Origin of the sequence: Bacillus sp. FJAT-45037 (assembly GCF_002797325.1) — a bacterium.
Classification (GTDB): Bacteria; Bacillota; Bacilli; order Bacillales; family Bacillaceae_D; genus Alkalihalophilus.
On sequence record NZ_KZ454938.1, the window covers coordinates 3,211,987 to 3,238,615 of the forward strand.

At 39.5% G+C, this 26,629-nt stretch carries 28 protein-coding genes and 1 pseudogene; 24 read left to right on the top strand and 5 right to left on the bottom strand.

Features of this window, described 5'->3' with window-relative positions; all coding sequences use genetic code 11:
* The first annotated feature begins 67 nt into the window (after positions 1-67).
* The 5 genes from CDZ88_RS16325 (at position 68) to CDZ88_RS16345 (ending at position 6,593) form a co-directional block, all read left to right on the top strand.
* The gene (locus tag CDZ88_RS16325; protein WP_100374511.1) at positions 68-1,537 is read left to right on the top strand and encodes an NCS1 family transporter; all 1,470 of its coding nucleotides are present in this window, start codon (positions 68-70) and stop codon (positions 1,535-1,537) included.
* A gap of 14 nt (positions 1,538-1,551) precedes the next feature.
* Positions 1,552-1,788: a hypothetical protein gene (locus CDZ88_RS16330; protein WP_100374512.1), complete on the top strand. Its 237-nt coding sequence runs from the start codon at positions 1,552-1,554 to the stop codon at positions 1,786-1,788.
* Between the two features lie 140 nt (positions 1,789-1,928).
* Positions 1,929-3,542, top strand: a complete 1,614-nt coding sequence (locus CDZ88_RS16335) for a PucR family transcriptional regulator (protein WP_100374513.1) — start codon at positions 1,929-1,931, stop codon at positions 3,540-3,542.
* A 197-nt stretch (positions 3,543-3,739) separates the two neighbouring features.
* Positions 3,740-5,203 (top strand): CoA-acylating methylmalonate-semialdehyde dehydrogenase, encoded by a 1,464-nt coding sequence (locus CDZ88_RS16340; protein ID WP_100374514.1) that lies wholly within the window; start codon positions 3,740-3,742, stop codon positions 5,201-5,203.
* Positions 5,204-5,234: 31 nt separating this feature from the next.
* The gene (locus CDZ88_RS16345; RefSeq protein ID WP_100374515.1) at positions 5,235-6,593 is read left to right on the top strand and encodes an aspartate aminotransferase family protein; all 1,359 of its coding nucleotides are present in this window, start codon (positions 5,235-5,237) and stop codon (positions 6,591-6,593) included.
* A 210-nt stretch (positions 6,594-6,803) separates the two neighbouring features.
* Here the strand turns inward: CDZ88_RS16345 and CDZ88_RS16350 are convergent, their stop codons facing one another.
* The 3 genes from CDZ88_RS16350 to CDZ88_RS16360 all read right to left on the bottom strand — a co-directional run bounded on the left by CDZ88_RS16350 (position 6,804) and on the right by CDZ88_RS16360 (position 9,066).
* Complete coding sequence (locus tag CDZ88_RS16350; protein WP_198507902.1) at positions 6,804-7,622, bottom strand: anti-sigma factor; 819 nt, start codon at positions 7,620-7,622, stop codon at positions 6,804-6,806.
* On the bottom strand, positions 7,615-8,145 hold the full coding sequence (locus CDZ88_RS16355) for an RNA polymerase sigma factor (RefSeq protein ID WP_232718685.1): 531 nt from the start codon (positions 8,143-8,145) through the stop codon (positions 7,615-7,617). Before CDZ88_RS16355 ends, CDZ88_RS16350 begins: the two co-directional genes overlap by 8 nt.
* Before the next feature lie 144 nt (positions 8,146-8,289).
* The gene (locus CDZ88_RS16360) at positions 8,290-9,066 is read right to left on the bottom strand and encodes an SDR family oxidoreductase (RefSeq protein ID WP_100374518.1); all 777 of its coding nucleotides are present in this window, start codon (positions 9,064-9,066) and stop codon (positions 8,290-8,292) included.
* 148 nt (positions 9,067-9,214) lie between these two features.
* On the opposite strand from CDZ88_RS16360, the gene CDZ88_RS16365 reads away from it, so the two are divergent.
* The 8 genes and pseudogenes from CDZ88_RS16365 to CDZ88_RS16395 all read left to right on the top strand — a co-directional run bounded on the left by CDZ88_RS16365 (position 9,215) and on the right by CDZ88_RS16395 (position 13,782).
* The gene (locus tag CDZ88_RS16365) at positions 9,215-9,793 is read left to right on the top strand and encodes a TetR/AcrR family transcriptional regulator (RefSeq protein ID WP_157796575.1); all 579 of its coding nucleotides are present in this window, start codon (positions 9,215-9,217) and stop codon (positions 9,791-9,793) included.
* Between the two features lie 144 nt (positions 9,794-9,937).
* The gene (locus CDZ88_RS16370) at positions 9,938-10,957 is read left to right on the top strand and encodes a PP2C family protein-serine/threonine phosphatase (RefSeq protein ID WP_100374520.1); all 1,020 of its coding nucleotides are present in this window, start codon (positions 9,938-9,940) and stop codon (positions 10,955-10,957) included.
* A gap of 5 nt (positions 10,958-10,962) precedes the next feature.
* The gene (locus tag CDZ88_RS16375; protein ID WP_100374521.1) at positions 10,963-11,376 is read left to right on the top strand and encodes an ATP-binding protein; all 414 of its coding nucleotides are present in this window, start codon (positions 10,963-10,965) and stop codon (positions 11,374-11,376) included.
* Between the two features lie 165 nt (positions 11,377-11,541).
* A pseudogene (locus CDZ88_RS18075) lies at positions 11,542-11,757 on the top strand (HAMP domain-containing protein); the annotation flags it as partial.
* Positions 11,758-11,838: 81 nt separating this feature from the next.
* A complete protein-coding gene (locus tag CDZ88_RS16380) occupies positions 11,839-12,711 on the top strand; it encodes a methyl-accepting chemotaxis protein (protein WP_442857132.1) in 873 nt (290 codons plus the stop codon).
* Positions 12,712-12,730: 19 nt separating this feature from the next.
* Positions 12,731-13,039, top strand: a complete 309-nt coding sequence (locus tag CDZ88_RS16385; protein WP_100374523.1) for an STAS domain-containing protein — start codon at positions 12,731-12,733, stop codon at positions 13,037-13,039.
* A 14-nt stretch (positions 13,040-13,053) separates the two neighbouring features.
* Positions 13,054-13,470, top strand: a complete 417-nt coding sequence (locus CDZ88_RS16390; RefSeq protein WP_100374524.1) for a universal stress protein — start codon at positions 13,054-13,056, stop codon at positions 13,468-13,470.
* Between the two features lie 171 nt (positions 13,471-13,641).
* Positions 13,642-13,782 carry a BH0509 family protein gene (locus tag CDZ88_RS16395; RefSeq protein WP_100374525.1) on the top strand — a complete coding sequence of 47 codons (141 nt, stop codon included), beginning with the start codon at positions 13,642-13,644 and terminating at the stop codon, positions 13,780-13,782.
* Positions 13,783-14,314: 532 nt separating this feature from the next.
* Here CDZ88_RS16395 and mgtE read toward each other — a convergent pair.
* Positions 14,315-15,679, bottom strand: a complete 1,365-nt coding sequence (gene mgtE / locus CDZ88_RS16400) for a magnesium transporter (protein ID WP_100374526.1) — start codon at positions 15,677-15,679, stop codon at positions 14,315-14,317.
* A 266-nt stretch (positions 15,680-15,945) separates the two neighbouring features.
* Here mgtE and CDZ88_RS16405 point away from each other — a divergent pair, with 266 nt between their 5' ends.
* The 5 genes from CDZ88_RS16405 to CDZ88_RS16425 all read left to right on the top strand — a co-directional run bounded on the left by CDZ88_RS16405 (position 15,946) and on the right by CDZ88_RS16425 (position 21,900).
* Positions 15,946-17,004: an ABC transporter ATP-binding protein gene (locus CDZ88_RS16405; RefSeq protein WP_100374527.1), complete on the top strand. Its 1,059-nt coding sequence runs from the start codon at positions 15,946-15,948 to the stop codon at positions 17,002-17,004.
* A 191-nt stretch (positions 17,005-17,195) separates the two neighbouring features.
* Positions 17,196-18,311 (top strand): extracellular solute-binding protein, encoded by a 1,116-nt coding sequence (locus tag CDZ88_RS16410; protein ID WP_100374528.1) that lies wholly within the window; start codon positions 17,196-17,198, stop codon positions 18,309-18,311.
* A 39-nt stretch (positions 18,312-18,350) separates the two neighbouring features.
* A complete protein-coding gene (locus CDZ88_RS16415; protein WP_100374529.1) occupies positions 18,351-20,027 on the top strand; it encodes an ABC transporter permease in 1,677 nt (558 codons plus the stop codon).
* Positions 20,028-20,153: 126 nt separating this feature from the next.
* Positions 20,154-20,471: a DUF2325 domain-containing protein gene (locus tag CDZ88_RS16420; protein WP_100374530.1), complete on the top strand. Its 318-nt coding sequence runs from the start codon at positions 20,154-20,156 to the stop codon at positions 20,469-20,471.
* Positions 20,472-20,988: 517 nt separating this feature from the next.
* On the top strand, positions 20,989-21,900 hold the full coding sequence (locus CDZ88_RS16425) for a metal ABC transporter solute-binding protein, Zn/Mn family (protein WP_100374739.1): 912 nt from the start codon (positions 20,989-20,991) through the stop codon (positions 21,898-21,900).
* Positions 21,901-21,966: 66 nt separating this feature from the next.
* On the opposite strand, the gene CDZ88_RS16430 is transcribed toward CDZ88_RS16425, so the two are convergent.
* Positions 21,967-22,719, bottom strand: a complete 753-nt coding sequence (locus tag CDZ88_RS16430; RefSeq protein ID WP_442857103.1) for a rhomboid family intramembrane serine protease — start codon at positions 22,717-22,719, stop codon at positions 21,967-21,969.
* A 100-nt stretch (positions 22,720-22,819) separates the two neighbouring features.
* Here CDZ88_RS16430 and acpS point away from each other — a divergent pair, with 100 nt between their 5' ends.
* The 6 genes from acpS to CDZ88_RS16460 all read left to right on the top strand — a co-directional run bounded on the left by acpS (position 22,820) and on the right by CDZ88_RS16460 (position 26,628).
* A complete protein-coding gene (acpS, locus tag CDZ88_RS16435; RefSeq protein ID WP_100374532.1) occupies positions 22,820-23,179 on the top strand; it encodes a holo-ACP synthase in 360 nt (119 codons plus the stop codon).
* 235 nt (positions 23,180-23,414) lie between these two features.
* Positions 23,415-24,422 carry a LolA family protein gene (locus CDZ88_RS16440; protein WP_100374533.1) on the top strand — a complete coding sequence of 336 codons (1,008 nt, stop codon included), beginning with the start codon at positions 23,415-23,417 and terminating at the stop codon, positions 24,420-24,422.
* 198 nt (positions 24,423-24,620) lie between these two features.
* A complete protein-coding gene (locus CDZ88_RS16445) occupies positions 24,621-24,905 on the top strand; it encodes a CopG family ribbon-helix-helix protein (protein ID WP_100374534.1) in 285 nt (94 codons plus the stop codon).
* Positions 24,906-24,908: 3 nt separating this feature from the next.
* A complete protein-coding gene (locus CDZ88_RS16450) occupies positions 24,909-25,259 on the top strand; it encodes a type II toxin-antitoxin system PemK/MazF family toxin (protein ID WP_012957256.1) in 351 nt (116 codons plus the stop codon).
* 178 nt (positions 25,260-25,437) lie between these two features.
* Positions 25,438-26,256, top strand: a complete 819-nt coding sequence (locus CDZ88_RS16455) for an RsbT co-antagonist protein RsbRA (protein ID WP_100374535.1) — start codon at positions 25,438-25,440, stop codon at positions 26,254-26,256.
* 15 nt (positions 26,257-26,271) lie between these two features.
* The gene (locus CDZ88_RS16460; protein WP_100374536.1) at positions 26,272-26,628 is read left to right on the top strand and encodes an STAS domain-containing protein; all 357 of its coding nucleotides are present in this window, start codon (positions 26,272-26,274) and stop codon (positions 26,626-26,628) included.
* The last annotated feature ends 1 nt before the right edge of the window (position 26,629 follow it).

Below are 26,629 nucleotides of genomic sequence, written 5' to 3' on the forward strand. Positions count from 1 at the left end.
ACCTTTCTATAGAAACGTAAGGGGTAAGAAATGCTAGTTTGCTAGCGCCTAAGAGGGGGATCTCGTGATGAATAAAAACTCAAGCTATTTAAAGTCTCCTGACTTGCTTCCAATCAATCATGGAGACCGAAAAATTAGTTCGTTAGGATTCGTGTTTATCTGGGTAGGGATGGCGGTCGTGTTAGCGGCATTTGCTATTGGTGGTGAAGGAGTTCAGTCTTTACCACTTGGAATGGTTGTACTCGCGACAATCATAGGCTCGATTGCAATTGGTGTATGTATGACGTTGACTGGAGACATTGGGGTAGAGCATGGTCTCTCATTTCCTGTCTATATGAGGGCTCCGTTTGGAACGATTGGTACTCATATCCCGTCACTTATTCGAGGATTTGTTGCTTCCTGTTGGTTTGGGATTAACACGTACTTTGGATCAACAGCGATGAACGGAATCTTATTTGTCCTGTTTGGCTATGATAATTGGTTTGTCTGTTTCCTAATCTTTGCAACGATTCAGGTGATTAATACCGCGCTTGGGATTAAAGCGGTGGAACGCTTTGCAGATCTAGCTGCTCCAATCATTATCATTATTTCTGCTTGGATATATATGACATTATCCGATCAAGCCCTTGCAGCAGGTCGTGATGTGTGGAGTTGGATTGAGAGTCCTGTTACAGGCGGCGCAGCTGTCACGGCATTTGCAATTGTGATAATGAGTAATATGGGCTTTTGGGGGACGCTTGCTGCGGATATGCCGTCGATCTCCCGATTTATTAAAGCGCCTAAACTTGAGCGAAATTGGTTTAAACGAAATCGCGGACAGATTTTCGGAAGTCTTGTGGCTTTACCCATTGTTCAAACATTCATGGTGATTATCGGGGCGGTTTCGTTTATTGCCGTATCGAACTATGATCCTGTGTTCGCACTTCAAGAAGCAGCAAGTGGCCTTGTGCTGGGAGTTCTTCTTTTGATGATTGTTCTTGCTCAGTGGTCCACGAATATCTCGGCAAACTTAGTGCCAGCAGCTACAATCTTCTCTAATGTAGGGGGACCAAAACTTCCTTTCTGGACGGGTGTGGTTGTCGCTGGTTTGATCGGTTTACTTGTTCAACCTTGGAACTTGTTTGGTATTATCATTCCTGCGTTATTAATCGTTGGAGGGATCTTATCAGCAATTGTAGGGATTCTCGTTGCGGATTACTACTTCATTCGTAAACGTCGCGTTAACGTTCATGACTTGTACAGAGAAAATGGTCAGTACCAATATTGGAAAGGTCTAAATCTGGCAGGTTTAATTGCTTGGGTTGTCGGAGGTGGGGCCGCTTACTTTATCCAGACATATTCATTTATCGTTGGATTCGTAGTTGGGGCTGCTATTTATTATGTGCTTGCAAAATATTGGTGGTTTGAGAAGTATAAACAAGCTGAGTTAGAAGATCCGAGTGATGAAAAGTACCTCGGTATTACGGTCGGGCGAGATTGGGTGATTTCAGATGACAATGAACCTGTCGAGGTCGATAAAACAGCTCAAAACGCGTAGAGAGAGGTGAGAGAATGTCTGATTATCAAGAGTTTCTTGCTGAACGTGATGAGATTGATTATTTAATTCAGCAAGGGTATGTGATAAAAGGCGTGACAGAAAATTTGAGTGGGGCATTTGTAGAGTTTGAACTCCCGCAAGAGGGTGTCAAGGAGAACTCGCAGCGTTATGAACGTCTCCACATAAAGACAGCGGATGCTAGGAAATACTTCTCGGTTGTTCTTTTAAAACAGAATCAAAAAACGGGATGAATAAGTAGGCTGTTCCTAGTTTATAAACTAGGGATAGCCTTTTTTTATGGGAGCTTTTCTCCCATAAAATGACCATCGAAAAGCAGGAATGTTAAAGTGCGTTATAGAAGGTAGTACAACAGTGAGGTGATGTTCAAGTTATGAAGGGTTATCTATCGATCGAAGAGATTACAAAGCGTAAGCACTTTGAACATATTGACATCATTGCAGGTAAAGAAGGCTTAAGTAGATTTGTGAAATGGATTCATGTTGTCGAGGTTATTCATATTCGAAATCTACTTAAAGGAGATGAATTGATTTTAACAACAGGACTTGGCTTCAAAGACGATGAAGAGCTTTTTCTTCAATTCCTCGAGCAACTCATTGAATGTGGTGCTGGAGGGCTTTGTTTAGAAATGGGTACAAATACAACGCGAGTACCTCTAAATGTCATCAAATTAGCAAACGCTCATCAATTTCCAATTATCTTATTCACAAAAGAAGTTCGCTTTGTAGAAATTACACAAGACATACACGCAACACTTATAAATCAACAATATCAAATGATTGCAGACCTTGAACGGTACTCTCAACAACTCAATATGAAGTTGCTAGAAATGAATGACTATGACGAAATTTTAAGCTTCTGTCAATTTTATCTAGGTGTTCAAGTTGTGGCGCAATTTGCCGATGGTAATTGTTGTTTTTACCCCGAGCTCTCTAAAGAGAAACGAGAAGAATTATTACACCAACTTAAGAAAGCCAAGGGAAAAAAACAAGCCAAGATAGCCAAACAATCTGTAAGTCTACTTGGTAGTGAATACGGAGAAGTAAGTATTCTTTCGAACGAACGAAATTTAAATGATTACGATTATTTGATTCTCGATCGGACCGTAACGGCTTTAGCTCAACATCTTCTCCGAACGTTATATATAGAGGAGAGAAAGCATGTCGAAGAATCGCAGTGGATGATGGATTGGCTAGACGGTCTTCATAATGAAGAAGAGATTCATGAACATTTAGCGTTTCTTGAACCAGGATTACAATTAAATGGCGCCGTTGTTTGTGTGGGCAAATTTCAACCAATAAAGCCAGGCATAGATACAGATCGAACCTATGTAAAGCTGTGGATACGGACAATATTTGAACAATTTGGTTTTCACCTGTTCACCCTTGAGGTGAGGGCAGATCTTGTCTTTATTCTAGGAAATAAGCGTTCGTGTGAGGATTGGAAAGAACGTGTAGAAGAAGTATTTAAGAAGGTGCACCAACATGAAGGCAACGGGAAAAGAAGCATTAAATCTTATCGATTTGGTATTGGTAAATACAAGGAGAAGTTAACGGGTGTCGCTAGAAGCTATCAGTCGGCTAGAGAAGCTCTATCATTGAAAAAACGAGCTTCAGACAACGGCATGAGTATGTTTTATGATGACTTACATTTGTATCGTATTTTATCAGTGATCCATGAACATGCAGACCTTGATAATATTGTTACAGATTACCTAGCCCCTGTAATTGACCATGATAAACGTTTCAATGGTCATCTGTTAGAGACACTAAAAGCATATCTTTCTTGTAGTGGATCTAAACAAGAAACGGCTAAGCGACTCTTTATCGTTCGTCAAACGCTATATCATCGAATTGAAAAATTAGAAAATTTACTAGGAGCAGACTTTATGCAAGGGGAGAAACGATTAGCTCTTGAACTGATGCTTCTAGCTAAAGACTATTTAAACATGGATGAACAATTAGATAGAGAACCTTTTAGCTCATAGGACACTCTCAGTATGGAGGGTGTTTTTTCTATGCTATTTTCTTCGTTTTTTGGTCATCTAGTTTCGGCTCCCCTTTTGTTTAATTTATAGGGTTGGTTATTTTACATTATGTCTAATGCAACAAAGGGGGTTATATCAGATAATGAGTATATGGAATTAATTATGTGAAAATTAAAATTATTAAGGGGGAGACAGGCATGGCGGTATTAAAAAAATCAACCGAGTTAAAAAACTATATTAACGGTGAGTGGGTAGCTTCAAATGGGACGGAAACACTTGAGGTGCCAAATCCAGCGACGGGTGAAATCCTTGCGACAGTTCCGATTTCTACAAGGGAAGATGTCGATCAGGCTGTTAAGGCGGCAAATGAGGCATTTCAATTGTGGAAGAATGTTCCAGTACCTAAACGTGCACGAATCTTCTTCCGCTATCACGCACTTTTAACGGAACAGCATGAAGAGTTAGCAAAATTAATTGTTGAAGAGAACGGAAAAGCGTTTAAAGAAGCATATGGAGAAGTGCAACGTGGTATTGAATGTGTAGAGTTTGCCTCAGGCGCACCTTCTCTTATGATGGGTGAATCATTATCTGGTATTGCCGAAGAAATTGATTCAGAAATGTTCCGTTATCCTTTAGGTGTAATAGGTGGCATTACACCATTTAACTTCCCAATGATGGTTCCTCTTTGGATGTTCCCGTTAGCTATAGCATGTGGGAACACATTTGTCTTAAAACCATCAGAAAGAACACCACTTCTAGCAAGTAAACTGGTTGAGTTGTTTACCGAGGCAGGAGCTCCATCTGGTGTGCTGAATATCGTGCACGGGGCGCATGATGTAGTAAATGGATTACTTGATCATAAAGATGTCAAAGCCATTTCATTTGTTGGGTCACAGCCAGTAGCAAAATATGTGTATCAACGTGCAGCAGCAGAGGGCAAGCGTGTGCAAGCATTATCTGGTGCTAAGAACCATCATATTGTTATGCCTGATGCCGATCTTGAGAAAGCAGCTCAACATATTATTAGTTCGGCATTTGGAAGTGCAGGTCAACGTTGCATGGCATGTAGTGCAGTCGTCATAGTCGGTGAAAATGAAAAGTTTGTGAACCTATTAAAACAAAAAGCTGATGAATTAACGATTGGAAGTGGGATGGACGAGGAAGTATTGTTAACGCCAATTATCCGTGATTCCCACCGTGAAAAAGTTCTTGGCTATATTCATAAAGGTGTAGAAGAAGGAGCGTCACTTCTCCGTGATGGAAGAAAAGAAATGGATGAGATCAAACAAGGATGTTTCTTAGGACCGACGATCTTTGATCATGTGACTCCTGATATGACCATTGCTAAAGAAGAAATCTTTGCACCTGTATTAAGCCTATTACGTGCAGAGGACTTAGACGGAGGTCTGGAATACATTCGCAAGTCTCGTTACGGAAATGGCGCGACCTTGTACTCAAAAGATGCTCAAGCAGTAAGGAAATTCCGTGAAGAAGCCGATGCAGGAATGCTTGGTATTAATGTAGGAGTTCCCGCAACGATGGCGTTCTTCCCATTCTCTGGATGGAAGGATTCATTCTACGGAGACTTACATGTCAATGGAAAAGATGGAGTCAACTTCTTTACTCGTAAGAAGATGATTACTTCTCGTTTCGACTTTTAGGATACATTATTCAAGAAAGGGGGGGCCTGATGTGGAGAAGGTTAACCAAAAGCATGATTTGAAGTCTCTAGATGAGAAATATATCTGGCACTCGATGAAGCCATATAGTCCTAATGCTACAATGGTTATTAAAAAAGCAAAAGGGGCAAGAATCACGGATAACGATGGGAATGAATACCTCGATGCAATGTCGGGCTTATGGTGTGTAAACGTTGGCTACGGGCGCGAGGAATTGGCAGAGGCTGCTTACGAACAGTTGAAGCAACTTGCTTACTTTCCTTTAACTCAGAGTCATGAACCTGCTATCAAATTGGGTGAAAAGCTTAATGAGATGCTAGGTGATGAGTACGTCATCTTCTTTTCAAACAGTGGTTCTGAAGCAAACGAAGTGGCATTTAAAATCGCGCGTCAGTATCACCAGCAGCGAGGGGAGTCTAGCCGGTATAAGTTCATTTCAAGATACCGCGCATATCATGGCAATTCGATGGGGGCTCTTGCTGCGACAGGGCAGGCTCAAAGAAAATACAAATATGAGCCACTCGCTCCAGGGTTCATTCATGTGCCCCCACCAGATTCGTATCGCCGTCCTGAGAGCGAGGACATGGCGCCGCGTGACCTAGCTTCTGTTCAAGATATTGATCAAGCGATGACATGGGAATTGAGTGAAACGGTGGCAGCTGTTATTATGGAGCCAATTATTACAGGTGGGGGTGTACTTGTTCCTCCTGAGAGTTATATGAAGGGGGTCAAACAAGCGTGTGAAGATCACGGGGCGCTCCTCATTGTCGATGAAGTCATTTGTGGATTCGGGCGTACGGGAGAAGCTTTCGGGTTTCAAAACTACGGGGTTCAACCTGATATTGTTACGATGGCGAAGGGTATTACAAGTGCATATCTCCCACTTTCAGCAACAGCGGTAAGACGTGAGATTTATGAAGCGTTTAAAGGAACAGAGGAGTATGAGTACTTAAGGCATGTCAATACATTTGGGGGAAGTCCGGCATCATGTGCCCTCGCACTTAAGAACTTAGAAATCATGGAGAAAGAAAAATTATTTGATCGCTCCAAAACATTAGGGGCTGAAATGAAAGCCGATCTCAAAACATTATTACAAAACAACCCGTATGTAGGAGATGTACGTGGAAAAGGAATGTTGATTGGCATCGAACTTGTAAAAGATAAAAAAAGCAAAGAACCTATAGATGTAACGCTTGTAAATCAAGTCATCGGGGCTTGTAAGCAAAAAGGTGTCATTATTGGGAAGAACGGAGCTACAGTAGCGGGTTATAACAACGTGCTCACGCTCTCGCCCCCATTGTCGACAGAAATAGAAGATATTGAGTTGTTAGTTCAAACTGTTGCAGACTCTATAAATGAACTAACTTCATAAAAGAATTTCGAGAAGTCATTTCACTATGACTTCTTCTTTTTTTTGGAAACTAGATACAAGAATGTGTTCGACCTATGTATCACAAATAGTATTGACAAGTACTAATAGAAGCTCGCACAGTGTTTAATGAAAACCATCTCGTATGATACTAGTATGAAAAGAATTTATAAAAGCCGTACACGGTTCTGTACGGCTTCAGGCCTGTAACGTTTAAAGATCCGAGATGGTTACAATGTCTCCTTCAGGTGCTGTGTTGTTAGGCTGGCTTTCAAGGGAGATTGCGATTGCTTCGCCCAAATCTTCTTCTTTTGTTAGAGAATATGTCACGGCACCTTGACCCGTTTGGTTAGTAACGAAGGAGCCTGTTGGATATGGAGTGCCATCTCTAATCAACCAAACTTGGTAAACACTCGTGTCAGTTAATGCTGGGAGATCACTTACTTGAACGACAAGCTGTCGGCCTTGTTCGTTTTCAACGATAGAAGCAGCACCGATCGTTGTCTCGGTTTCATTAACAAGTGATGTGTAAGTAAGGAGTGACTCGGTGCTTTGAGTAGGCTCGTCTTGAGTACGATCAATTATCGTAACAAGTTCATCTCTTTCAGCTTCGATTTGGGCAAATTCTTGCTCGAGATTCGATAACTGATTAGAAGTATAAAGATTCGTCCCAACCGAAATAAGAAGAGCTGCCGCTGTAACGAGTGTCCATAACGGTTTGCGTGACTTCGCCGTCCGATTTGGTGACTCATCTTTTTTGGGCACGGGGTTGAAAGTTTCTATATTATGAGATGCAGATTGATTTTCCTTTTCTTGCTCGAAAACAGCCCCAAGAACACGTTTCTTCATTCCTCTAGGTGGTTGAAGAGACGAGTCAATTGCTGATATATCCTCATCTATTAAAGAGAGCTCAGCAAGTTGCTCTTGGCAATCCATGCACTCTAACAAATGACTTTCAAATTCTTCTCGTTCTCGATCATCTAATGTGTTGTTGAAGTAATCAAGCACATGTATGCATTCACGTTTATTCATAAATATCGCCTCTTCCATTTCCCCGGCTTAATTGTTTTCTAAGGTGACCTAAGGCAAGCCTAATCCTACCTTTAACAGTACCTAAAGGGATGCCGCATCTTTCTGATATTGTCTTTTGTGTTTCCCCTTCAAAGTAAAAGAGGCGAACAATTTTTGCTTGGTCATTAGGTAACTTTTTGAGAGCTTCCTGAACTATTTGTTGGTCTTCTTTCTGTTCAACGATGTCTTCGACGAGATGAGGGTCTTCTCTGCTATCTCGTACGTCGTATTCAACTTCGGTCAGTTTTCTTTTTCTTATTTGATCAATAGAGGCATTTCGTGCAATCGTTAGTAGCCAAGAAGAAAATTTACCTTTTGAAGAATCATAATGAGCTTTTTTTTGCCATATTTTTATAAATACATCTTGCATCACTTCTTCGGTCAGCCCGTTGTCGTTTGTGAAGCGATAAATAAAGGAAAATAGTATTCGCTCATATCGATCATACAACTGTTCTAGGGCTTGTTTATCATTCTTTAGAATCAAATGGTACAAGTCCTCGTCTGATGTGTGATGGGTCATGTTCGGCTCCTTCTAACATTTTATCTTTCTTAGTAAACGTTCTGTGAATTTGTCTGGATCACTTTATAGTCTATTTCATTTAAAGAGACGAATGCAAAGTGTTTGACTTCAACCATCACTATTAATAAATCCTCCCTCAGAATGAATAATTTGACCAGTTACCCATTCTGCCTCTGGGCTTGCTAAAAAAGTCGCTAATTTAGCTACATCATTGGGGTTACCGATCCGTCCTTGGGGAAACCTTTGGAGAAGATGTTCTTTAATCTCATTTGTCATCCAGCCCGTGTCTGTTGGACCTGGGTTAATCGCGTTAATGGTAATTCTTTGTTTGGCTAAAGTTGGAGCGAGAGTGTAGGTTAACGTATCGATGGCGGACTTTGTAAGGACATAAGGCAATTCATCTGGCATCGTTCCTTTATTCCAACCTGTGGTCAGATTTATAATCCTCCCGTTTGTTAGTAATTCTTTAGCGAATTGAGCCACAAGTAGAGTTGTCGCACGAATATTGATTTCATAATGACGATCGAGTAGTTCTGGCGTCAATGTTTTTATTGAGGCATTTATGGAGCAGCATGCGTTATTAACTAAAATAGTAGCAGGTCGATCATAAACCTCTTTCACTTTATCGAAAAGATCCTTAGAGGAAGAAGGCTTTGATAAATCTAATTCAAATTGATAAATATTAACGTCGTGAGAGGATACCTCTTCTTTTATTTTACGTAAGTCATCTTGTTCTGTCGGTAAATTCAACTCGTCATCATAGGCTTTCCAATAGGTGAGAAAAAGGTCAATGCCTTGCTCTGCGAAAGCTTTTGCAATTGCTGCACCAATGCCTCTTTGACGACTGACACCTGTAATTATCGCAAGTGATTTCAATCGATTCATCCTTTCGTTACGTGTAGTTGAGTGTATTGTAGCAGATTTTCAGTCGAGGTTTTATAGTCTTTTAGAAAATTAAACCAAGTGAAAAGATTTGAACTTTTTGGAAGGGGAGGTATACTGGTTATAAAGCCTTAGTAGAATGGAGGATAAAATGGCTAGAAAGAAAAAAGTTGATGAACAAGAGCTAATGGACGTGACTGGAGAACTACTTTTGCAGGTAGGTTATGATAAAATAAATTTCAAATTAGTTGCTTATGAACTAGGTGTCGGTAGAAGCACAATCTATGAGTATTATGCAAATAAAGAAGAGTTAGTCGCAGAACACCTCAGTCGTTTAATGACTCTCATAACCAAACGTTTAGATCAACTTAAGGATGAGGACCAGCCATTGATTTATTTGCATAAAGTCATCCAACTTTTAATTGACTCATCGAATGTGTTATTTATATTAGAGGTGGCCTCTAGTATAAATAACACAGTCTCTGATACTGTTGCTTTCAAGATCGGTACAGTGCAGACACAGTATGATTGGCTCTTCCAAAAGATATCTGACTGTTTTGAGCGATCCGATCGACAAGGGCTTTTGAGACAAGACATCTCTGCCTTGATGAAAACGAATATCCTTCTAAAGATCATCTACACTCAAAAGGATGTGGATGTTAGTAATGAAAAATGGTCAGAGATCTTATTTTCAATCCTTCTTGAAGGATTAACAAAGCCAAAAAACTAGAATCAATACTATTCTGATTGATGCGCGAGAAGGTCATGAGACCATCTCGTGTTTTTTATGTAAAAAGAACTATTTTTTATTGGTTTCCCGTTTACAAAGTGATGATAAAGTCTCATTATTAGAACTGGAGACGAGGTGAGGGAATTGGATCAATTCCTAATATGCATCAATCAACAATTTGAAATCACGAATTGGAACAATGTGTTTAAAAAGCAAACGTCGTTGAGCGAGGCCATTTTGTATAAGAGCGATTTTCGTTCGTTTATTTTAGACTCTGAAAAGATGAAGTTGATTACGTGTATAAAGGAAAGTTCTGACACGGGTCAGGCAACTAGTCTATTACAAATGAGATGGCCAAGTGAAGAGCTCAGCACGCTCTATAAATGTACATTATGTAGTATTCGAAATCTAAATGAAGAATTAACTATGATTACAGGGGAGCGACACGACCAAATCGTTCGGTGCAAGGATGAATTAACTCGAGCGAAAGAAGTCCAAAGGTCATTTCTACCGTCTCTGTACAAAGATGCTTTTGTCGAGATTCAAACAGTCTATCAACCAGCCGAAGTAATTAGCGGAGATTCTTTTTTCTACGTAACTGAAATAGAACCGGGTGTTTTAACAGATTTGTATCAAGAACAACACCTCATGAGAGGGTTTTTAATTGATGTCATGGGCCACGGTCTGGCCACGGGGTTAACTGTTTCCGCATTACATACGTTGTTTTCACAAGAAATACGTAAAGGATGGAAGTTAGAAGAACTAGTGAGGCATTTGAATTCGATTATTGATTCTTATTTACCGGATGCTTATTATGTGGCAGCCATCTTTTTTGAGTTTGATTTTGTGAAGGAGCAGTTGAAAGTTGTCCCTGCAGGTATTCACTATTTTTATAAGCAGTCATGTTCAGAAATGCAAGTGTTTGAACGAGCAAGCTATGCACTAGGGATGTTTAAAAATGTTGAATTTCCGGCATTTACTGTAGAGATTCAAAAAGAGGAAGAATGGTATTTTCTTTCCGATGGATTTTACGAGCAAAACGTAGTCGATGTACTAAAGAACGAATGTTCATTAGATGAGAAAGTTGAACGGTTAAAACAAATGAGACGAATCGGGCCTCATCAAGATGATAGGTCAGCCGTCTTAATAAAGGTGGGCGACTAACTGTCATGAAAAAAGAAATGAGATTAGAAATCAATTCAGTAGACGATTTTCGTCAGAGTAGAAAAGATATCAGGATGGTTTTACATGATCTGTTTCCAGAGGATATGTCGTTTGAAGTAGCTGTTAATGAAGCGATCAACAATGCGTTTTGGCATGGAGCGAAGGAAGTGCTTTTTCCAATTAACATTTTATGTCGTTGGAACGACGATGAAATGAAAGTCGTTGTAAGGGATTACGGGCCAGGGTTCGACGTAGAGAAGTGGACACAAGAAAAAACAAAAACACAAGAGAAATTGCGACAAGCAGCACATAATTTAGCAGAGAATGGTCGAGGGATTTGGATGATGCAGGAAATGTGTGATGAGATTCTATTTTCAAAGGGTGGACAAGAAGTCACATTAATTAAGAATAGGTTGTAATACAACATACATCCACAGTAGGGAGAGAGTTAGATGAGTAGCCGTCTGAAGTTTGGAATACGCTTTAAATTAGTTATAGCCATTGTATTGAGCCTATTAATAAGCACACCTATCGCGAGTCAAGTAAACTTATTTATCATGAATGTCGATATAGTTGATGACCTTATGAGAGGAAATCTAGTTGTTTACGTAAGCCAATTTATCACGTTATTTGTGACGACTACAATTATTCTCTTAGCTATTCAATGGATTATTATACGTCCATTAAAAGCGGTTACGAAGGTAACCAAACAAGTTGCTAAAGGAGATTTACAGACGAGTGTAGAAGTGAAGAAAAATGATGAAATTGGTGAGTTAGGTGATTCGGTTAATCAAATGATTGAAAACCTACGTAAGCTCATTAAGGAAATTAATGAAAATGTCTATGCCTCGACTGAGCAAGTTGCCTCGACTTCAGAAGAGATGGTGGCTTCAATTACGGATGTGGCGGTGGCTGCTGCGAATGCATCGAAAAACACAAAGCAAGTCGTAAAAGATGCTGAAGTTGGGAAGGATTCCGTTGTTGATGCCTCTCAAGCATTGCTTGAACTATCTGCGTTAGTTCAAATTGCAAAAGACAAAGCCAAATCAGCTTCAATGAGTTCAGGTACAACAATAGAGTATGCTGAAAATGGGGTTAGGCATGTCACTTTAACAGTTGAATGCATGGAGCGTATTCAAGAAAGTACAACGAATTCAGAAGATGTCATGGGAGAACTATCTGAGTATTCTAATCGGATTGGTCAGTTAACGAATACGATTACAGGAATCGCTGAACAAACGAATTTATTAGCCTTAAATGCTGCAATTGAAGCTGCACGTGCAGGTGAAAGTGGTCGAGGATTTGCTGTCGTGGCAGACGAGGTAAGAAAGCTTGCTGAACAAACAAATCATGAAGCGAAGGAAGTAAGAGAATTCGTTTCAAAGATTGCGGTTGGTACAGAGGAAGCTCTTGTATCGGTTCAGCGAAGTAGAGAAGATGCTCAGATAGGTGTTCAAGCGGTTCATCAATCAGGTGAATCAATAAAGTACATCCTAGAAGCAGTTCGTAAAACGGCTAGTGATGTGGATCAGATCGCCAATATTGCTAATGAAGAAGTTGCAAGTTCCGATAAGATCATTGAGTTGATTGACGCTGTAGCATCCACGATTGAAAGAACAGCGACAAATTCACAGGACCTATCGGAATATACAATGAAAACAACCGATTCATTAGAACAAATGAAGCAACAAATAAATGAATTAAATTCAATGACATCACAATTAAAAGAAAATGTAGGGAAATTTAATCTCTAAAGAAGGCAGGGACCAAACAATGGGTATTCAAAAAATGAGTCAATCAGGTAGTGAGTTAACCATTGTACTTGATGGGAATATATATGTAGAAGAAGCAACGTCCATTCGTGATCAAGTATATCCATTTCTACAAAAAGGATGTCATTCGTTCTGGTTCGATATGAAACATGTTGAGTATATTGATAGTGCAGGGTTAGGAGTTTTGGTCACACTCCATAAACGGGCGACGGAGAATGGTGGGACAGTAAAGGTTTCCAATGTTAGTCGTCAAGTAAAGAAAATGTTAGAGTTAACGAGGTTGCAAGAGGTTTTTGAAATAGAGTCATAAGGGGATGTGATCCTATGTTCAAACAAATTGTTGTAGCGGCAGATGGTTCAGAGCAGTCAATGAAAGCTGTAGAAAAAGCGATAGAGCTAGCCAAGGGCCGCGAGACAATGGTTTATGTCGTCTACGCAGTAGATAGTCCCACCTCTAAATTGGATGTTTTAGAGAGTTGGGATTCACTAGGTGTGTCAGAGAAACGCATGAAACGATTATTGATGATTGAGCAACGAGCACGAGCGGAGGGAATTCACTACGAAGTTAAAGTCATTCGAGGAGAGCCAGTCGCGGTCATTGTGGATTTCGCAAAGGCCACCGGTTCCGACCTACTCATCATAGGTAGTCGCGGTTTGAATCAACTGCAACAATTGGTACTTGGAAGCGTAAGCCATAAAGTTATGAAAAAAGCTACTTGCCCTGTTCTAATCATGAAATAAAGAAAATGCAAAAGCTTTCATCTTAGGATGAGAGCTTTTTTTACTAGGTAAAGAAATAGGCAAAAATAGTGATTAAAAAAAGATGAAAGAAATGATTGACCATTCCGAATCTCCTGTTATATAATAATAAAAAATAATCGAATTTGTACTAACACAGAAAGGGTGGAGGGCATGAGCAGGAAAGAACGTGAAAATATGATTCAATTCCTTACGAAAATCGAGGGGATGCAAGAGAGAAAACTAATGCTGATGACAGATGCAGATGTAGAACATATTTACACAAGAATGTATAGTATGCATGACCATAACTAAAAAGAACTCACGGTGTGCGAATAGACAACATACCGTGAGTTCTTTTTCTCTTTCTGTGCGATGTTCAAAAATAATTCAGTCAATAAACGGAGAAAATACTGTATACTACGGGAAGAATGTTGATGAAGGGTGGAGACGATGAAACTTTCGAATAAAGCATTGTTTATTATTATCGCGTCTGTTGCCATGTTATACGGACTTCTTTATTGGGTCATTGGCCATATCATGACAACATAGATTAAAGACACTGATCTCTTTTGAGTGAGGTGTCTTTTGTTTTAGGATGCGACATTTTTCTGCAAAGTGTGGTTGTTTCGATTTATTTCCCTGGAAATCTGTCGAAGTTTAATGATACTTGGAACGTTTTGAAGAAGTAATTAGAATGATGGAGGCAACAACAATAATAGAAAGTATGACTTTATGTTATGGTTCCCTTCTTCATAAACGGACAAGCTATCTCTTATCTAATGATAAACAGTTGCTGGTTTATGCGAAAAAGCAGACTTCTCTTAAAGAAGTCTGCTTCACGTGTCTATAAATGTTGTAGTTGTGTTAAGAAGGCAGTGGCAATGCCAAAGTAAATCATTAAAGAGAAGATATCGTTAATCGTTGTAATTAATGGACCTGATGCGACGGCTGGATCGACGCCGAAACGATAAAGTAAGAGGGGAATAATTGTACCAGCTAACGTTCCTACAACTAGAGTAATGAGAAGAGAGAAACCGACGACTAATCCTAGAGTGTAACTACCAATCCATAATGTAGCGACTGCTAAGATTAATAATCCACAGGTGATTCCAATAATGACACCTACTCGAAGCTCCCGAAAAACAAGTTTAGTCACTGTTTTCTTATCGACGTCACTTGTGACGAGTCCTCGAACGACAACTGCTAAAGACTGTGTACCTGTATTCCCAGTCATTCCTGCAATCATAGGCATGAAGAAGATCAGTGCGACAACTTGATCCAGCGTTTCTTCAAACCCACTAATAATACTTCCTGAAATAAGACCAATAAATAACAATAAGATCAACCATGGTAAACGTCTAAAGGAAGCAGTTGTAGCTTTTGTATTGAAATCAATATCCTTACCTGAGGCCGATAGTTTTTCAATATCTTCATTTGCTTCGCGAATAACAATATCAATTGCGTCATCAACCGTAATAATCCCAAGTAAAATGTTTTGATCATCGACAACAGGTACAGCGATGAAATCATACCGCTCAATAATTTGAGCGACTTCTTCTTGGTCCGCTTCCACATTAACTGAAACGGTACGATTAAACATAATGTCTTCAATGAAATCATCAGCATCAGCAATTAATAAGTCGCGATATGAGACTACGCCAACAAGGTTTTTTTCTTCATTAATGACATACAGATAGTAAATATTCTCCGAGAAACCAGCGTATTCTTTCAGCTTATTTACAGCTTGTCTTACAGTTTGGTTGGCATTAATCCAAACAAACTGATTGGTCATAAGTCCACCAGCAGTATCTGCGGGATAACTCATTAATGAACGTATTTTTTGAGAATCTTCTTTTTTCATGACGTCTAAAAATTCTTGAATTTTATCTGCGGATAATTCATTTAAAAGGTCAGCTAGATCATCATTATCCATTAAATTCATAACTTTAGAAGAACGCTCAATTCCGAGTTTATGTAAGATTTCAATTTGTACGTCATAGTCGAGCTCCTGAATGAGGTCGGCTAGTTGATCTGGGGTTAGTAAGGTTAGGAATTTATGATGATGTTTTTCCGGCAACCCTTTATACAGCTGGGCAAAATCATAAGGATGAAGTTCTTCTAAAAGTTTTTGTAGAGAATGTCGTTTTGATTCTTTCACATACTTAATGACAAGGACTAGTAATTGATCTTCTGTCATGTTCGCAACCATATCTGCACCTCGTTTCCTTCGTCATTTATACTGTACAAAAAAAGCGGAATAATGTACAACCTTAGTTTTTATGGAGTTTTCATTTAGGTAGGATTCCCGATAGTGAGACGGTTAAATCCTTTACATAGTTTGAAGAAAATTGACTGAAAATAATGAAAGTAAGCTATTTTAAAGTGGTTTTGCATTGACGCTTAGAATTGAGCTGTGATATGATCTATTTAGATTGAAATTCATTCTCAAAGAAGAGGTTGAGGGGGACGTACATAATGGGATTTATCAACCTTGAAAATATAACGAAGACGTATCACAAAGCAGAATCACGAGCTGTTGACAATATTGATCTATCTATCGAGCAAGGGGAAATTATTACTTTACTCGGTCCAAGTGGTTGTGGTAAAACAACAACACTTCGGATGATAGCAGGCTTTGAGCAACCTTCTAGTGGTTCAATTAAGATTGATGATCGGGTTGTTTACGACAATCGTTCCTATCTTCCTCCTGAAAAAAGAGGGATTGGGATGGTCTTTCAAGATTATGCACTCTTTCCTCATTTAACAATTGAAAAGAACGTAACATTTGGTTTGAATAAATGGAGTACCTTAAATAAGAAAAAACGTGCAAAAGAAGTGCTTGAATTAGTTGGGTTATCTGACTATGCAAAGCGTTTTCCAGGTGAGCTCTCAGGCGGTCAACAACAGCGTGTAGCATTAGCTCGAGCATTAGCGCCGAAACCGCATGTTGTATTAATGGATGAACCGTTCAGTAATCTTGATGCAGGATTACGTGAGAGAATGCGTTTTGATGTTACAACTATTTTACGTAAAGCGAATACAACAGCCATTATTGTCACGCATGATCAGAAGGACGCCTTTGCTGTATCCGATCGTGTCGTTGTCATGAATCAAGGCGTCATTCAACAGATTGCGTCACCACGTGATATGTATCGTTGTCCGAAAAATTGTTTTGTTGCCCAATTCGTTGGAAAAACAAATTTACTCTCAGGAACATTGTGCGAAGATTTAAAGCATGTAGAAACTCATATTGGACGTGTTTGTTTGCCATCTCAGTCTGATAAAGTACTTGAAGATGTGCGTATATCGATTCGACCAGAGGGTTGTCGTCTTGTAGAGGACGGGCGTTATTCAGGGCGAGTGGAACGTGTGACATATAGTGGTGAATACCAAGAGCTTGAAGTTCGTCTAGGGGACGAGCGAGTCACTAACGAGCCGATGGTTGTTTATGCACCTGTTGAGCAAGAGATCGAAATCGGAGCGATTGTGTCCTTTGACATAAAGCCCGAATTGGTCGCGTTAGTAGAAGCCTAGGAAAAGCCCTCAGAGTACTGAGGGCTTTTTCGTTTCATTTAAAAGCAGGATGCTCAAAAGAGTTTATAAATTTTTACGTAAATTAGTTGACAATGATTATCAATAGCAGTATAGTATGACTTGTGAGGTTGATTGAGAATGAAAATCATTAACCGAGTAAATTCATACATAACATACAGGGGGAAAGACAAATGAACAAATGGTTAAAAGCATTCTTATTTAGTCTATTAGCTGTATCTATATTCGCTCTTGCAGCTTGCGGTGCTGATGAGGAAGAGTCAGAAGCTCCGGAAGAAGAGACGGTTGAAGAACCGGCTGATCAAGAAGAAGTAGAAGCTGATGAGGAGGCAACAGCGGAAGAAACAGGAGAATTAGTTGTTTATTCATCTCGAAATGAAAACTTCGTCGATGCACTTTTAGAAAAATTCACTGCGGATACTGGTATTGAAGTGATGCCACTACATGCAGGTGATAATGCTACAAGTCGTATTAAAGGTGAGGCAAACAATACGCAAGCTGATATCTTTATCTCAAATGATATCGGAGCTCTTGAAAACTTACGTTTAGAAGGTTTATTAGAAGAAGCTAACCCAGAGGGTGTTGAATCGATTGACCAACAATATCGCGCCGACGATAATTCTTGGTTCGCTTTATCAGCACGTACTCGTGTTTTAATGTATAATAAAGATCTAATTACCGAAGAAGAAATGCCAAAATCAATTGAAGATTTAATGGATCCGACATACGAAGGTGAATTCGCTATCACTCGTGGTGGTAACGGTGGTATGATCGGACATGTATCAGCGCTTCGTAATGAGTGGGGCGATGAGAAGACTAAAGAGTGGATTAGTGATGTAAAAGATAATGCAGGTGCCATCCTACAAGGACACGGTGATATTCGTCGTGCGGTAGGAGCTGGAGAGTTTAAATTTGGCCTTGTAAACAACTATTACTATCACCAACAACTAGCAGAACCAACAGATAACAACGTAGGCGTTATTTACCCAGATCAAGAAGATGATCAAATGGGTGCGGTTGTTAATGCGGCAGGTGTTGGTCTAGTGAAGAATGCGCCAAATTCTCATAGTGCACATGTTTTCTTAGAGTGGATTCTTCAACCAGAGAATCAAAGAGAATTCTCTTATGCATCACTTGAAGTACCGATTAACCCTGAAATTGAAGCGGTTGAAGGTGCAGCGACAATTTCTGATTATAAAACACATGATATGCCTTTAAGTCAATTAGGTGAAGTGTGGGAAGATACACGTGAATTAATTGAACAATCAGGTCTTGATCTAGATCTGTAAGAAATAAGGAATACTTAGGCGAGTGGGAGTTGTGACGTCATGAATAAGCACCACGGAGACGATCAAAAAAAAAGACAATCTAATCAGGTTGGAGACAAAATGTCTCCAACCTCTCGCCGTTTCTTTACCAATTGGTTACCACAGAGTCGAAGTGGTAGACCGGGTGGCGTCTTATTGACACTATCTGCATTAATTGGGTTATTGATGGCGATCCCCGTCTTCTATGTCGCATGGCTCTCATTGTTTGCCGGTACAGACCGTTGGTTGCGCTTACTTGATTCACGTATACCTCAGCTGATATGGAACACAATGTCACTCACTGTTATGGTAACCATTTTTGCCGTGTCCATTGGTGTTATATTAGCATGGATTGTTAATCGGACAAGGCTACCTGGACGAAAAATGTGGCAGTGGTTGTTAGCGTTACCGCTCGTTATCCCTCCTTATGTAGGAGCTGTTACATATATTATTGTATTTGGTCCAAGAGGCTGGTTGTGGAGAGAATGGCGTGAAAATGAATGGTTATTAAATACATTCGGAGAATATCCAATTAACATTTACTCATTTTGGGGTGTGTTTACTGTTCTGACGCTCTTCACGTATCCATACGTATTCTTAATTGCAAGTGCAACTCTCAGAAAAATGAATCGTAATTTTGAAGAGGTGGCTAGGTCGCAAGGGATGACAGCTTCTCAAGTTTTTTGGAAAGTGAACATTCCATTTTTACGCCCAGCTATCGGAGCAGGTGCTATTTTAATTGCTCTTTATGTGCTATCTGATTTCGGGGCTATTGCGATGATGAGGTATACGACGTTTACTGCCGCTATCTATTATCAGATGGGGAGTTATGATAATGTTTCAGCGACAGTACTGAGTGTTGTACTCATTTTGCTAACACTGATTATCCTTTGGATTGAGTCGCGTACGAAGAAGAAGCAATCTTATTATCAAACAAGTAATACATTTAAAGAACCAGATATTTTGCCTTTAGGAAAATGGAAATGGCCAGCCTTTACATTTGTATGTTCAATCTTTTTTGTAGCATTCATTTTGCCGTTAATTGTGCTTATTTACTGGTCTGTGTTAGGACTACAAGCAGGAGCTCTTGATTCAAGATTTTGGGGGTATGCGTGGAATAGCGTGAGAGTATCTGGGATAGCTGCGTTTGTATGTATGGTCTTCGCTGTACCCGTTGTCTATCTCAGTTCAAGATACCCGTCAGTTGTTTCATCAACAATTGAGAAGATGAGTTATGCAGGCTATGCTTTACCAGGTGTAATCGTGGCATTAGGGGTTATTTTTATCTTTAATCAATACATTCCGATCTTATACAACACGTATTATCTTGTCGCGATTGCTTTTGTCATCCGTTTTCTTCCGCAAGCTATGCAATCAACAGATGCTTCTTTAAGTTTGATCTCACCAAGGATAGATGAAGCTGCACGGAGTTTAGGGCAACCACCTTGGAAGGTCATGATTAAGGTCATTATTCCATCGATCTTACCTGGCATTCTTGCTGGTGGTGCATTGGTATTTGTGAGTAGTATAAAAGAATTACCAGCTACATTGTTATTACGTCCCCCTGGATTTGATACATTGGCTGTCCGTATCTGGGTAGAAACGAGTGAAGCAGTGTATTATATGGCTGCTCCTTCCGCTTTATTAATTGTAATTGTCTCAATTATTCCACTTAGATATTTGCTGAAAAAATATTAATCAAGAAAAGAATCCAAGTAGGGTTCTTTTTTTATTTGAAATGATCTAAAAATACAATTGACAATGATAATTAATTTCAATTAAGATGATGATGAGAACAATTATCAAAAGGGAGATGAGAAGGATATGAGTTCATTACTTATTGTTGGCGCTGATAAGCTAGGTTCAATTCCGCAAAAGCTTGAAAAGTTAGGTTTTGATAAAATTATTCACTTGAATGGAAGAAAGGCTCAGATGGTTAAAAGAGACATTCCTACTCATGTGGATCTCGTCTTGGTGTTGACTGATTTTATTAATCACAATCTAACATCAGTGCTCAAGAAAAAAGCAGCTGAACAAAATATCCCGATCTGCTATGCCAAACGTTCTTGGTGTTCGATCTATGAATCCGTTGGAAGGTGTCAGGTCGATTGCAATCGTAGGGACGAATGTCCTTACAAATAGGGAGATTAAATAGGGTGAATAAAAAAAGAGCGATGTTACAATAGTTTGTTAAAGACGTGATTATAAGTTATTTTTCGAAGCCGTTAAGTGAAAAAGTATCATGACTATTTTGCAACCGATAAAGAATACATTGCATTTTTAACAGCGTCTACTGGAGCAAATAAGCATGGGAAAAAAGTTACACGCTCTTAACATCTAGACTTGTACATAAGATTAATCATATTTGCTAGTGCAGCAATGGGATTAATCTTTTTTGATATATCGAACAGGTCAAGTGAATACTATTTGTAGTAAATGAAAAGATATGCACGATCTTGAGTTTTGATTCATACAGTAAGGTGTCAAGCGGAGTAAAGTGAAAAATTTGATAAAACACTAGACAAAGAAGTTGCACTATGGCAAAATTAAGTTGCGTAAGGGAAAGATATTTTGATTGGGTGAAACTAATATTTTTTTGTTTTATTTTTTGCCTGTACACAACTTTTTTAGTGAGGACAAAACTTATATTTATGAAAGGATGATTGAAGTGAAGAAATGGTTATTACTTTTTGTTTTATCAACATTACTCGTAGTAGTTGCGGCATGCGGTGGAGATGAAGGAACAACAGAAGATTCTGGTCAGCTAAATATTCTTACGAGCTTTTCTATTTTAGCCGATCTTACGGAACGAGTGACAGGAGATTTGGCCACTGTTGATTATATTGTTCCATTAGGAGAAGAGCCACATGAATATGAGCCGGTTCCGAGTGACTTCCAGAAGGCAAGCGACACATCTATTTTCTTTGTTAATGGATTAGGTCTTGAAGAGTGGTTAGTGAGATTAGTCGATAATGCAGGTGGCGTAGAGCCTGTCTCCGTTTCTAATGGTATCGAAGAAGTCATTCCAGTTGGAAACTCAGATGAAGATGATCCTCATGCATGGTTAGATGTAAATAATGTCATTCAATATGTTGAAAACATTCGTGATGAATTAATGACTCTTGATCCAGACAACAGTGAGCAATATGAAGCCAATGCAGAAGCTTATATTAATGAATTAACAGAGCTTGATGAGTGGATCCAAGCAGAAGTGGCTGAGATTCCAGCTGATAAGAAAACCATTGTTGTAAGTGAAAATGCATACCAATATTTTGGGGCAGCATATGGCTTTGAAACTATTGGGATTTGGGAGTTAAACTCTAGTGAAGAAGGGACGCCAGGTCAGATTTCCCGTGTGGTTGACATTATTCGTGATCAAGGCATCCCTGCTGTGTTTGTAGAAACAACTGTAGATGAGAGATATATGCAGACGGTTGCTGAAAATGCGGAGGTAGAGATTGCAGGTAGTGTATATACAGACGCTGTTGGGACAGAAGGTAGCGGAGCTGAGACATACATTGATATGATGAAGCACAATGTGAATACGTTCGTAGATGGTCTAAAACAATAAAATAATATAGAAAGACCCACCATTTTTAAAGGGGAATGAATTAATCCCGAATGGTGGGTCTTTTTGTTAAAGTATGTTTGATAAGATTCCAGCTAACAAAAGGATACCTAAACCAACCCATAATATGCGAGAGATTACCTTTTTATTTTTACGTTGTTTCGCCCAACGGTTGGGGTTAAACGTTACCTCACCAGGCTCGTGTACGTGGTGGAAGGATTGATAAGGCTTTACACCGATTATAATTAAGGGTGCAAGTGCAGCGCCTCCTATTAACCCGAATAAATGGGCAAGGACGTTAATGTTCGAGTTTACAAAGGTCATAACTAGACCAATAATAAGGATGGTCATTACTAGTTGTGAATTTGCTCGATCAATTAGATCTTTTCGCAAGAGTACAAGGTAGGCATACAATCCAAATAAGCCAAAGATTGCCCCAGATGCCCCTAAGTGTGGAGGGTAGCCCAGTCCACCCAAATAAAATGTGGCGATATTTGCAATAATACCAGTGGTTAGGTAAAACAAAATGAAGCGTATCTTCCCTAGCATTTGCTCTAGTGCTGGACCGAAAATGACAAGAGAAAAGGAGTTAAACACAACATGCCCGACGGTGATATGCATGAAAATAGGTGTGATAAGTCGCCACCACTCTCCGTTAGCGACGGCCAAGTTGTAGCCAACTCCCATTGTCCGAATCCAACTTCCCCCCGGTAAGAGATTCATCCAAAGAAATAGTGCAAAGTGAATGATTAATAGTCCGAAGATGATCGGATAATTTCTTCTAAAGGAATAGAAGCTTTCTTGGCGAATAAACAAGTTCACTCCTCCTATCGTAGTGATGTACTTATATTATTATAGCAAAAGATTCATATGAAATAACCAATTTGATCTTTTGACGATCAAATGTGAAGGGGTTGTATAAATGATTATTGGAATCGGTGTTGATATTATTGAACTTGATCGAATAAAGAAGGCGATGGACAAACAGCCGCGTTTTCTAGAGAAGATTTTAACAAAAAAAGAACAAGCTACTTGTTGCCAGTTCACTGAGAAAAGGCTAGTAGAATACATTGCCGGCAGATTCGCTGCCAAAGAAGCGTTTGTCAAAGCAGCTGGCACAGGAATATCTGCGACTTATGGTTGGCACGACATTGAAGTTTTAAATGAAGATAGTGGTAAGCCTGTCTTACATACTGAGATAGATTGTACCGTTCACCTTTCAATATCTCACAGTGAGTCTAATGCGATTGCTCAAGTGATTTTAGAGCGCTTGTCAAGCTAGTCTGCATAAAGTCCTACTTCGCCTCATATAGTTGTAATGCGAATGGGAGAGCTTGTGCCAACTCAAGTAGAGTCAGGTCTAAGATGACAACAAGAAGCCAGGGTAGTTCTCTAACTAGTGCCAAGAGCATTAGAACTCCGAGCTGAGTAAGAACAACTGGTCACAAACAAGAAAGCCGTCTCTTGATTGGTAGAATTCTCTTCTTTGGCGTTAATCGAGACAAAGGGGTGAAGGTATGAAAAGGGTAAGATGGTTGATAGCACTAGTCTTAATGGTATCTGTTCTTGCAGCATGCGGAGAGAAGACTCAAGATGATATCCTTGGAGACCTAGAAAGCAAACTGTCGGAAATCAGTGGTTATAAAGCAACCGCTACGATGACATTGCAGACTGGGAATGAGCCACAAACATATGAAGTGGATGTTTGGCATCAAGAAAAGGATTACTATCGTGTAGCACTTAAAAACGCTGCGAAAGATCAAAGTCAAATTATCCTTCGTAATGATGATGGAGTTTTCGTGTTAACACCAGCACTAAATAAGAGTTTCCGTTTCCAAAGTGACTGGCCGATTAATAGTAGCCAAGTCTACTTATATGGCTCTCTAATTCAAGACGTGTTAATGGACCCAGAGAGAACATTTACAGCGACAGAGGATGCGTATGTATTCCAAACGAATACGAACTATCAAAATAAGAACTTAAGCAGTCAAGAAATAACGTTTAGCAAAAAAGAATTGGCTCCACTTCAAGTGAAAGTTATGAATCCAGACCTAGAGGTTCTTGTCCAATTAGATTTCACTCAATTTGAAGAGAATGCAAGCTTTGATGAAGGTGATTTTGATATGGAACGCAACATGAATGGAGCTCAAATGAATGAGCAGCCGACAATGGCGACTCCAGAAGAGGCGATGTCTGTCCACTATCCAATGTACACGCCAGATGGGACGTCATTAGACTCATCTCAAACGGTGCAGACTGATCGCGGCGAGAGTGTAGTTTTACAATACGCAGGGGAGATGCCGTTTACACTGATTCAAGAAAAGAGTCAAGTGGTCCCAGCTATGACTCCTATGAATGTAAGTGATGGAGAACCTGTCGATTTAGGCTTCACCATTGGGGTCATGACAGAAGAGTCCTTAATGTGGTCATACAACGGAGTTGATTTCTATTTAGCCTCTTCACAACTTGGCACCGAAGAAATGACTTCCATTGCAAGGTCAGTATATGGTACACACGAAAAATAAATCACCCAGAAGGCTCATGCAATAGATGAGCCTTCTTTTTTATTAATTTACAAGCATCACCTAAATCCTCTTTGCTTTTTAAACAAGACAATGCTATCATTGTATGTGAATAGAAAAGTTCGTAATTTGTAATAGTTAAGGCATGAAAGCGTTATGAAAACATATAATAGTTAGGTCGTTGGTTGATGCTGGGGGTGGATGTTCGTGTCAGGACAAAGTACAAAGCGTATTGTAGTGAATTTGCCACAACATTTGTTAAACGAGGTGGACGGTGTGATTCAACAAGAGAATGTTAATTACAGTGAGTTCTTATCACAAGCAACGAAATTGTATCTACGTGAACGGAAGAAACGTCAAATTCGTGAAACGATGCAACAAGGCTATATGGAAATGGCTAAAATTAATTTAAACCTTGCGTCTGAAGCCTTTCTTGCCGAGGAGGAAGCAGAGAGCACCCTTGATCGCCTAGTAAGTGGGGTGTAGCGGTTGATTGTTAAAAGAGGCGACGTTTATTTTGCCGACCTTTCACCTGTTGTAGGTTCAGAACAGGGAGGAGTAAGGCCAGTATTAATTATCCAAAATGACATCGGCAACCGGTTCAGCCCTACAGTGATAGTGGCTGCTATTACTGCGCAAATTCAGAAGGCAAAATTGCCGACTCATGTTGAAATCAATGCAAAACGATACGGATTTGATCGTGATTCAGTCATTTTGCTAGAGCAAGTTCGAACCATTGATAAACAGCGCCTGACCGATAAGATCACTCATCTAGATGATGACATGATGACGCGAGTGAATGATGCGTTATTTATTAGCTTAGGTCTAATTGATTTTTAGTTAAGAAAACACTCCGCATGTGCGGAGTTTTTTCTTTTTTAAACTAAGAAAAAGGGTAACTTTTCTTTAATTGGTCGTTCATTGATATGTTGGAAAAGCTTTAATATAATAATCTTTGCAAGAATGTAAAACTCATGAAATAATATTTATATCTATACTTATGACTGGAGGAAATAAGATGCAACCGTATATCGTGTCTTTTATATATGAAAATAGAGAAGTTCTGACGGAGAGGTGGGAGGAGCAACTCAAAGAAATACGTAAGGAGAACTATTTGAACTCAATCTCTGACACTGTGTATGAAAATACAAATCATGAATTTATGAATTTTATTTTTGAATCAGTAGATCAAAATCAAGTGCAAGCGAATGAGAGTACGACAGATTTTACGGATCGCTTTATTCAGTCAGGTTGGCCGCTAGCTTATTTCACACGAGGTCTTCAAGCTTTCCGTCGTGCGATATTAGCAACATTATCTGAGTCGAAGACGGATGTACAAGAACTAGTAGGTTTATTTAATGAAGTCGAAGATTGGATCGATGGAATTATTAACCGGTTAGTTAATGATTACTCGGGCTCATGGGAAGATATTTTTGAAATGCAAAAGTTATCACTTCTTGAATTATCTGCGCCTTTAATTCCAGTGTTTGAAGGAATTACGGTCATGCCTTTAATCGGTACAATTGACACAGCGCGGGCCAAGTTGATTATGGAAAATTTATTAGAAGGAGTCATTAAAAACCGTTCTCAAGTGGTCTTAATCGATATTACGGGAGTGCCTGTTGTTGATACGATGGTGGCACATCATATTATTCAAGCATCTGAAGCAGTACGTCTTGTTGGAGCGACTTGTATCTTAGTCGGAATTCGCCCAGAAATCGCTCAGACGATTGTGAATTTAGGTATCGACTTAGGAAGGTTCCCAACAAAGAGCACGTTACGTAAAGGTATGGAATCTGCACTAGAAATGACGAATAAAAAAATCGAACAAGTTTAATCGGAGGTTTGAATCATGAGGATACCCATTTTAAAGCTTCATCAGTACTTATTGATTAGTATCCAAGTAGAATTAGACGACCAAACAGCTCTTCAATTTCAAGAAGACTTGTTAAATAAAATCCATAAAGAAGGTTCAACAGGTGTGGTCATTGACTTAACATCTGTAGATATGATCGATTCGTTCATTGCTAAAGTATTAGGCGACGTCGTAGATATGTCGAACCTTATGGGAGCACGAGTTGTTTTAACTGGAATTCAACCGGCTGTAGCAATTACGTTAATTGATATGGGGATAAAGCTTGAAGAGGTTCCGACGGCCCTTGACTTAGAGCAAGGACTCGATAAATTACAACAGGAACTGGAGGGGTGAC